Raw genomic sequence first — 7522 nt, forward strand, 5'->3', positions numbered from 1 at the left:
ATGTGGGTGGGTTTTCACGATCTCGCTTCGGCGAGGTCGGGGTGCAGAGCTACGGCCTGCACGGACCGGTCGACATCGGGCCTCGTGGCGGAGAAATACCGCAACGGGGCTTTCGTGTTGAACAAGGGGTTCATTTCGAGCGGTCGTCGAACGACACCGCTAGACCTAGGAGGCCCCATCAGCACTGAGACCCGCATCAACGATCGCATCCGTGTTCCCGAGGTCCGGCTCATCGGACCCGGCGGTGAACAGGTTGGGATCGTGCGTGTTGAAGATGCACTACGCGTCGCCCTGGAAGCAGATCTCGACCTCGTAGAGGTCGCGCCGGACGCACGTCCGCCGGTCTGCAAGATCATGGATTACGGCAAGTTCAAGTACGAGACCGCGCAGAAAGCGCGCGAGTCCCGGAAGAACCAGGTCCAGACCGTGATCAAGGAACAGAAGCTGCGGCCCAAGATCGACGATCACGACTACGAGACCAAGAAGCGCAATGTGGTGCGCTTCCTGGAAGCGGGGTCGAAGGTCAAGGTCACCATCATGTTCCGGGGGCGCGAGCAGTCCCGGCCCGAACTCGGTTTCCGGCTGTTGCAACGGCTGGCCTCCGACGTGGCGGAATTGGGTTTCGTCGAGACCTCGGCCAAGCAGGACGGCCGCAACATGACGATGGTCCTCGCCCCGCACAAGGGCGCGAAGACGCGAGCCAAGGCTGCGGAGGATTCGGTCCGTTCGCAGCCCAGCGGCGCGGCGCCGAATGCCGGTCGGCCGGTCGCGCAATAACAGCGGCTTCTGCCGTGAACACTGCGGCGCTCCGTCGCATATATCGCGGCGAACGCCGCAGCGATATTGCGTAGAGCCCGCAATAACGCTGATCAGTACACCTGGTCCGCCCCTGCGCGGGCACGACACAGATTGAGGTTGCCATGCCGAAGATGAAGAGCCACAGCGGCGCTTCGAAGCGTTTCAAGGTGACCGGTAAGGGCAAGCTGCGCCGTCAGCAGGCCAACCGCCGGCACCTGCTCGAGCACAAGCCCACCCGCCGGACTCGTCGTCTGGACGGCACGGAGTCGGTCGCCCCGTCCGATGTCCGCCGTGTGAAGAAGCTGCTGGGTATCTGATCCCCTCACCGGGACCGATACCGTCCGGTACCGCAACTGCGACCGGACGCCGAAGAACCGACCCACTCGGGTGCGCTCGACCGGGCACCCCCAAGATCGATTAGGACTGACCAGTGGCACGCGTCAAGAGGGCCGTCAACGCTCAGAAGAAGCGCCGTTCCATCCTCGAGGCCTCGAAGGGCTACCGCGGGCAGCGCTCGCGCCTGTACCGCAAGGCCAAGGAACAGCAGCTGCACTCGCTCACCTACGCCTACCGGGACCGCCGGGCGCGCAAGGGTGATTTCCGTAAGCTGTGGATCGCCCGGATCAACGCCGCGGCCCGCGCCAACGACATCACCTACAACCGCTTCGTGCAGGGCCTGAAGGCCGCCGGTGTGGAGGTGGACCGTAAGAACCTCGCCGAGCTGGCCGTCTCCGACCCGCAGGCGTTCGCCGGCCTGGTCGCCGTTGCGAAGGCCGCGCTGCCCGAGGATGTCAACGCCCCGGCTGCCTGAGTCGTATTCCGGATCCGGACGCTCGTCCGGCCCGATGTATGGAAGGCCCTCTCCCGACGGGAAAGGGCCTTCCGGCTGTTCGGGGCCGGGGGCGCCGCTACTGCGGCCACACGTGATCGCCGTCGGACGAGTCGGCCCCCGCTCGCCCCGATCACCCGTTCGCGCTCCCGTCGGTGTGCGGCGGCTCCGCGTTCGTGAGGGCACGTGCGAGCAGGTCTCCCATCTGCCGGATATCGGCGTCGGCCAGTGTGCCGAACAAATCCGCCGCGGTTGCGCCGAACGCGGGTACGAGCGAGGGAGTCAGACGCCGCCCGGTATCGGTGAGTTCGAGGACCACCGCCCGACGGTCGGTCGTGCCGCGGTGGCGGCGCAGCAGATTTTTCGCCTCGAGCCGGTCGATGAGCCTGGTCGTTCCGGCGGTATCGGTGCCGAGTGCCACGGCGAGCCGCTTCGGGCTGGTCGCGCCGTTGGCGAGGTTGATCAGTAAGGCCGCCTGCTGGGCCGTCACCTCGAGGGGGGCGAGCTGCCGGTCGAGCGACCTCGTCAGTTTCCGCGCGCAGTCGTGCAGCAGCGAAGCGGTGCGCAGGGCGGTGGCGTTCTCCATACACAGATTTTAGCTGTCTAGACAGTGATTGTCTCGACAGTTGATTCCGTGGTTCGTGGCCTGGGTGGTCACTCGGTGGCGGTCGCGTCGCTCGGGCTCATCGGCAATCGCCTCGATATCGCCCGGTCGGGTGCTCGCCGGACGGCGGGTTCCGCTCGCTGTGCCCGGGCGGTATGCGGCCAGGACCTTGCGCCCGGAAGCGGTATGGACTAATACTTAGCCATATGGCAAAGTATGCGGAGTCGCTGGACATCGTGTTCGCCGCGCTGTCCGACCCTTCCCGGCGGACGGTGGTCCAGCGGCTCGGAGCCGGGCCTGCCAGCGTCGGCGAACTGGCCCGGGACCTGCCCATCACCTTGCCGTCGTTCATGAAGCACATCCGCGTACTGGAGGACAGTGGGCTGATCCGGACGGTCAAGACCGGACGGGTACGCCGCTGCGAACTCGATCGCGAACGGTTCGCGTTGATCGACGGCTGGCTGGCCGAACAGCGGCGTATCTGGGAAGACCGCACGGATCGACTCGAACAATTCCTCCTCGACACCCTGGAGCCCACCGATGAATCCTGACCTCGACCTCTCCCTGCACCGCGTGATCCGCGCGCCGCGCGCGAGCGTGTGGAACGCCTGGACCGACCCCGGCAGTCTGGCCCGCTGGTGGCTGCCCGCCCCTGCCCGGTGCCGCGTCGACCGGCTGGAAGTCCGCCCGGCCGGTGCCTTCGTGACCTCGATGAGCGAGGACGGCAGCGAATACGTCCCGCATCTGGACGCCTGTTTCCTCGTGGTCGAGGAGAGCGAACGCCTGGTCTTCACCACTGCGCTCGACAGCGGCTGGCGTCCGGCCACCTCGGAGATCGTGATGACCGCGGAGATCACCCTGAGCGATCACCCGGACGGTACCGAGTATCAGGTTCTGGTCCGGCACGGTGATCCGGCCGCCCGGGCCCGGCACGAAGAACTCGGGTTCGAACACGGGTGGGGGACGGTCACCGACCAGCTCACCGCACTCGTCGAGAGCGCGGTCCGGGCATGAAACTGGTACTCACCGAATTCATCACCCTCGATGGCGTCAGCCAGGGGCCGGGTTCACCCACCGAGGACACCAGTGATGGTTTCGACCGCGGTGGCTGGCTGGTGCCGTATCTGGACGAGGTCTTCATCCGGCGGACCTCCGAATGGCTCGACGCCGCCGACGGTCTGCTGTTCGGCCGTCGAACCTACGAGGCGTTCGCCCGCGATTGGCCCGCCGTCACCGATCCCGCCGACCCGTTTGCGGACCGGATGAACGCTGCCGAAGTATGTCGTGTCCAGCACATTGACCGAAGGAGACTGGAATCCGACGACGGTGCTACCGGGTGACCCGGTCGTCTCGGTCGGTGAGCTGCTGCGACGTCCGGGCCGCGAACTGCAGATCCACGGCAGCTCCTACCTGGGTGACGCGTTGCTCGCCGCCGGGCTCGTCCACACCGTCCGGCTCACCGTAGCGCCCACCGTGCTGCGGACGGGCCGCCGGCTGCTCGCCGGGACCGGCCCGGCGACGGGGCTGCAGCTGTCCCGCCACGAGGTCACCGACAGTGGCCTGCTCCTGCTCGAATACGAGGTGACGGGTTCCGCGCCGCTTGCCGAATTCGACGGTCTGACCCAGTTCCTCTGAACGACATCGAGGATGTGCGGGCGGCTGTCGCGGCCGGGAACGCGAAACCACCTCCGAATTCGGGGCGTGTGCGCGATCGAACGTGTTGATACGGTAGCGACTCATTCCAGGACACACAGGTAGGGCAGCTATGAGCCGAATGGTGCTGAATATCGTTGCCGCGGGGGCGGTCTCCCTCGCGATCGGCCTGCAACCGGCGTCGGCCGCCGCGGCGGGGATACCGGTGGTGCCGACGACTCCCGGCGAGCGGATCGAAACGACCACGGCCCCGTTCGATCCGATCTGCCCGCTCTGCTTCGTGCGCGAGTTCCTGGAAAGTCTCTCCTAGATCATGTTTCGGGAAGTCGGCTCTCGATCTCGAATTCGGGGGCCCAGGTGTGCGCCCAGGCCGCGAGCGGCCGGAGATGGCCGAAGCCCGGACTGCAACGCGGTGAGGACCGGGGAGATCCCGATGCTTCTAGAATAGAGGCGAGGATATTGTCACCAGGTCCTCGCCGTACTGCCGAATCATCGCCGAATCGCCGGCTTTCGCCGATCGGCGCCGTGCACGGTTGCGCGGTCTCGCCGACCGAGCGGGCTCTACCCGGACGGGGCGGACTCCGGACCGTAAGTCGTGCACCGGGTGTCGACTACGGATGTGATGCGCCGATCATGGTGGTTGATTCGTGCTGACAATGCGCTGCCGGAGTGAGGAGCCGACTGTGGCGAAGATCGATCGAATCGGTCCCTTATCGTGCCGATGGCCCTGGCAGGTATGTTTCGGCCGGCCAGGGTCCTGGGGCGTGCGCCGGTTCGTGACGACGGCGCGCACGGCAGACCGTCCGAACCGATCAGCGATGACCTGAACTGATGTCCGCGGACTATGAACGCCTCGTCTCGCTGGACGAAGGGGACGCGCTCGGGCGGCATTGGGTGAAGGTCGATATCGTGTGGCTCTTCCGCGAGGCGAACGAACGAGTGGTCACCACGCTCGATGGCGCGAGCCAGGTACTCGAACGTCACTATCGAGCCGTTCGTTCCAGCGTAGGGGAAGGTAGCGATCTGCAGGTCGAGGCCCAGGCCGAGGGCGTGGAGAGAATTCGTGCCGCCGACGGCGACGCACTCGAACGCGCACCGTCAGCGGGCTATCAGCCCAGTCCTGCCGAACTGCTGGTGCAGAACCGCCGTCTCGTGGGGGAGGTGCAGAATTGGCTTCCGGATGGTGACGTTCCGACCAATCAGGTTCACCTCATGCGGGCTGCCGGCGACGATGAGCTCTACATCTACAAGCCGGTCTCGGGAGAAAAGCTGGGTCGGCGCTGGGGGATCCCGCCCGTGCCCGGTGAGGCCGCGAAAAGGGAAGTGGCGGCTTTCCGTCTCAACGAGCTACTCGGGTTCCGCCTGGTGCCGCCGACGGCGCTCGTCGACGGGCCGCATGGGCCCGGTTCGCTGCAGCGATTCGTTCCGGATACATCTGAACCCATGAATCCCACGGACTATCCTGAGTCGCAGCAACATCAGATGGCCGTTCTCGACTTCGTGCTCGGCAATTCCGATAGCGGTTTCACCAATTTCCGGACGACCTCGGAGGGTGATCTCGTCGCGTTCGACCATGAGCTGACGCTGCCCGAATCGCCCGCCCCGTTGTACGGGGATCTGCAAGCAAGCCACTATTCGCATTTTCTCCGTAGCCCCGATACCGAGCGAATGCCCCTGCACGAGGATGTGATGCGCGCTGTCAGCTCTGTGGACCCGGAACGGATACGCGCGGCCTTCACCGACCTCGGACTCAGCGATGACGCGGTACAGGGTGCGCTCACCAGGCTGGAATTCGTGCGGTCGGACGGAATGGTCCCCAGCACTCCGTATATCTTCCGCGCGCCGAGAATTGTCGGAATAACCCCGGTCGTGGGATGAAAGCCGAGCGTGACCGGTTACCGGAGCGCGGGGCGTATCCGTTTCCGGCGCAGCAGCGCCGACCGGGTCACCGGCTCGATCGGTCGAGGGAGATCGGTGATCGCGCAGCGGTCCCTTCAGGACAGTGGCTTCGCTGGGACCGGATAACGGCACCCTCTACGATCTCCTGGTGCCCGGCCGACAACAACCTGCAGACGTACGCAATCCCCATGTGGTTGCCGCCGCCAAGCTCCATCGTGGTGCAGCGCGGAAGCGCGCCGGGCGATTCCTGGCCGAGGGCGCCAATTCCGTCGGCGCCGCCCTCGAGGCCGGCCGGGTTCGCGAGCTCTTCTACTCCGCCGAAGGCGCCACCCGGGAACATGCGCTGATCGCCGGGGCCGACGCCGAGGGCGTGCGCACCACGCTCGTATCCGACCGTGCCGCGCAGGCCCTGGGCGAGACGGTCACGCCTCCCGGGCTGGTGGCGGTCTGCGATCTGGTCGATGTACCGCTGGGCGATGTCGTGCCGGAGCGGGGCCGCGGGGTGGATATCCCGCGCATGCTGGCCGTGCCGGTCGGTATGGCCGACCCCGGTAACGCGGGCACACTCATCCGGGTGGTCGACGCGGTCGGTGCGGATGCGGTGGTGCTGGCGGGCGACAGTGTGGACCCGCACAACGGGAAATGTGTGCGCTCCTGTGCGGGCAGTCTGTTCCACGTGCCGATCGTCCGGGAGCGTGATACCGCCGCCGTGCTGGACCGTATCGAATCCGCGGGGATCACCACCGTGGCGACCGCGGCCGACGGTGAAATCGACCTCGATGACGCCGACGAACTGTTCGCGGGGCCGATCGCCTGGCTGTTCGGGAACGAGGCTCACGGCCTGGACCCGGAGATCGCCCGGCGGGCGCATCACCGCGTCCGGATTCCGATCCGCGGCCGAGCCGAGAGCCTGAATCTGGCCACGGCCGCCGCGATCTGTCTCTACGCGAATTCGCGTATCCGGTTCGGCCGCAACTGATCCGAGTCAGTCGCGGTTGTCGGCCAGGTCGTCGAGGAGTTCGGTCGCCCAGTCGGCGGGTACCGGGGCCGGGCCGGCGACCTGTAGTGCCGCCATCACGGTGAGCAGCATCCCGGAGGCCAGGAACTGCCGGGTATCGGTGACCGAGGCCCCGGTCAGCTCGCGGATGAGGCGATAGATCCGGCCGTAGCGTTCGCGTACGACCGGCCCGATCTCGGGATCGCCGGCGGCCGCGAAGGCGTGCAGTAGAACCTGCAGGAGTTCGCGTTCGGCCAGGAAGCGGTCGTAAGAGTGGGACATGGCGTCCAGCGGTGCGTCCGGTCCGGCCGCGGTGGCGGCCTCGGTGAACACGGTTTCGATGCGATCGCAGACCTGCGCGACCGCCGCCAGGAACAGTCGCTGCTTGGAGCCGAAGAGGCGGATGACGTAGGGCTGGGAAACGCCGGATCGGCGGGCTATCTCATCGGTGCGGGTGGCCGCGTAGCCGGTTTCCGCGAATGCGGAGATCGCCGCGGTCAATACCTGTGCCCCGCGTTCGCCTGCGGTCATCCTCGTCCTGCTCGCTTCCGGCATGGTCCTCCGTAAGTTGTTAGGCGGCCCAGGAGGGCCGGATGTGGCTTATGGTTCTCTGCCTGTTGTGGCTCCCAAGGAGTGGCCGTCCGACCCTCCGGGGTGCCCTGGCTGCTGATTGAGATATGCGCGCGATACGTGGTCGCTGATTACGGAGACGACAGCGGGGTGCTCCTCGGACCGAGCCTGT

At 66.6% G+C, this 7522-nt stretch carries 12 protein-coding genes; 10 read left to right on the top strand and 2 right to left on the bottom strand.

The annotated features are described in order from the left end of the window. Positions 1-132 precede the first annotated feature (132 nt). The 3 genes from infC to rplT all read left to right on the top strand — a co-directional run bounded on the left by infC (position 133) and on the right by rplT (position 1609). Positions 133-777, top strand: a complete 645-nt coding sequence (infC, locus tag IEY68_RS32040) for a translation initiation factor IF-3 (RefSeq protein ID WP_058856772.1) — start codon at positions 133-135, stop codon at positions 775-777. A 143-nt stretch (positions 778-920) separates the two neighbouring features. Further along, positions 921-1115: a 50S ribosomal protein L35 gene (rpmI, locus tag IEY68_RS32045; protein WP_058856754.1), complete on the top strand. Its 195-nt coding sequence runs from the start codon at positions 921-923 to the stop codon at positions 1113-1115. Between the two features lie 113 nt (positions 1116-1228). Beyond that, positions 1229-1609: a 50S ribosomal protein L20 gene (gene rplT / locus IEY68_RS32050; protein WP_058856755.1), complete on the top strand. Its 381-nt coding sequence runs from the start codon at positions 1229-1231 to the stop codon at positions 1607-1609. A 151-nt stretch (positions 1610-1760) separates the two neighbouring features. On the opposite strand, the gene IEY68_RS32055 is transcribed toward rplT, so the two are convergent. Continuing rightward, the gene (locus tag IEY68_RS32055; protein ID WP_058856756.1) at positions 1761-2213 is read right to left on the bottom strand and encodes a MarR family winged helix-turn-helix transcriptional regulator; all 453 of its coding nucleotides are present in this window, start codon (positions 2211-2213) and stop codon (positions 1761-1763) included. Between the two features lie 224 nt (positions 2214-2437). Between IEY68_RS32055 and IEY68_RS32060 the strand changes: the two genes are divergently transcribed. From IEY68_RS32060 to IEY68_RS32085, 7 genes are all read left to right on the top strand, one after another. After that, positions 2438-2782 carry an ArsR/SmtB family transcription factor gene (locus tag IEY68_RS32060; protein ID WP_058856757.1) on the top strand — a complete coding sequence of 115 codons (345 nt, stop codon included), beginning with the start codon at positions 2438-2440 and terminating at the stop codon, positions 2780-2782. After that, a complete protein-coding gene (locus tag IEY68_RS32065; RefSeq protein ID WP_058856758.1) occupies positions 2772-3245 on the top strand; it encodes an SRPBCC domain-containing protein in 474 nt (157 codons plus the stop codon). Before IEY68_RS32060 ends, IEY68_RS32065 begins: the two co-directional genes overlap by 11 nt. Then, positions 3242-3571: a dihydrofolate reductase family protein gene (locus tag IEY68_RS36560; RefSeq protein ID WP_229719164.1), complete on the top strand. Its 330-nt coding sequence runs from the start codon at positions 3242-3244 to the stop codon at positions 3569-3571. Before IEY68_RS32065 ends, IEY68_RS36560 begins: the two co-directional genes overlap by 4 nt. Then, complete coding sequence (locus IEY68_RS36565) at positions 3516-3866, top strand: dihydrofolate reductase family protein (RefSeq protein ID WP_229719165.1); 351 nt, start codon at positions 3516-3518, stop codon at positions 3864-3866. Before IEY68_RS36560 ends, IEY68_RS36565 begins: the two co-directional genes overlap by 56 nt. A gap of 130 nt (positions 3867-3996) precedes the next feature. Then, complete coding sequence (locus IEY68_RS32075) at positions 3997-4194, top strand: hypothetical protein (protein ID WP_063000683.1); 198 nt, start codon at positions 3997-3999, stop codon at positions 4192-4194. Between the two features lie 521 nt (positions 4195-4715). Beyond that, a complete protein-coding gene (locus IEY68_RS32080) occupies positions 4716-5762 on the top strand; it encodes a protein kinase family protein (protein WP_058856760.1) in 1047 nt (348 codons plus the stop codon). A 169-nt stretch (positions 5763-5931) separates the two neighbouring features. Continuing rightward, the gene (locus IEY68_RS32085; RefSeq protein ID WP_058856773.1) at positions 5932-6762 is read left to right on the top strand and encodes a TrmH family RNA methyltransferase; all 831 of its coding nucleotides are present in this window, start codon (positions 5932-5934) and stop codon (positions 6760-6762) included. Between the two features lie 6 nt (positions 6763-6768). Here IEY68_RS32085 and IEY68_RS32090 read toward each other — a convergent pair whose 3' ends face one another. Next, on the bottom strand, positions 6769-7311 hold the full coding sequence (locus IEY68_RS32090) for a TetR/AcrR family transcriptional regulator (protein WP_229719166.1): 543 nt from the start codon (positions 7309-7311) through the stop codon (positions 6769-6771). Positions 7312-7522: the final 211 nt, after the last annotated feature.

Source organism: Nocardia jinanensis (assembly GCF_014645735.1).
Taxonomy (GTDB): Bacteria; Actinomycetota; Actinomycetes; order Mycobacteriales; family Mycobacteriaceae; genus Nocardia; species Nocardia jinanensis.

What these genes read in the sequence shown, in the direction of transcription:
- rpmI (WP_058856754.1), top strand. Translation starts at nt 921, where the DNA reads ATGCCGAAGATGAAGAGCCACAGCGGCGCTTCGAAGCGTTTCAAGGTG.
- IEY68_RS32055 (WP_058856756.1), bottom strand. Translation starts at nt 2,213, where the DNA reads ATGGAGAACGCCACCGCCCTGCGCACCGCTTCGCTGCTGCACGACTGC.
- IEY68_RS32060 (WP_058856757.1), top strand. Translation starts at nt 2,438, where the DNA reads ATGGCAAAGTATGCGGAGTCGCTGGACATCGTGTTCGCCGCGCTGTCC.
- IEY68_RS32065 (WP_058856758.1), top strand. Translation starts at nt 2,772, where the DNA reads ATGAATCCTGACCTCGACCTCTCCCTGCACCGCGTGATCCGCGCGCCG.
- IEY68_RS36560 (WP_229719164.1), top strand. Translation starts at nt 3,242, where the DNA reads ATGAAACTGGTACTCACCGAATTCATCACCCTCGATGGCGTCAGCCAG.
- IEY68_RS32075 (WP_063000683.1), top strand. Translation starts at nt 3,997, where the DNA reads ATGAGCCGAATGGTGCTGAATATCGTTGCCGCGGGGGCGGTCTCCCTC.
- IEY68_RS32080 (WP_058856760.1), top strand. Translation starts at nt 4,716, where the DNA reads ATGTCCGCGGACTATGAACGCCTCGTCTCGCTGGACGAAGGGGACGCG.
- IEY68_RS32090 (WP_229719166.1), bottom strand. Translation starts at nt 7,311, where the DNA reads ATGACCGCAGGCGAACGCGGGGCACAGGTATTGACCGCGGCGATCTCC.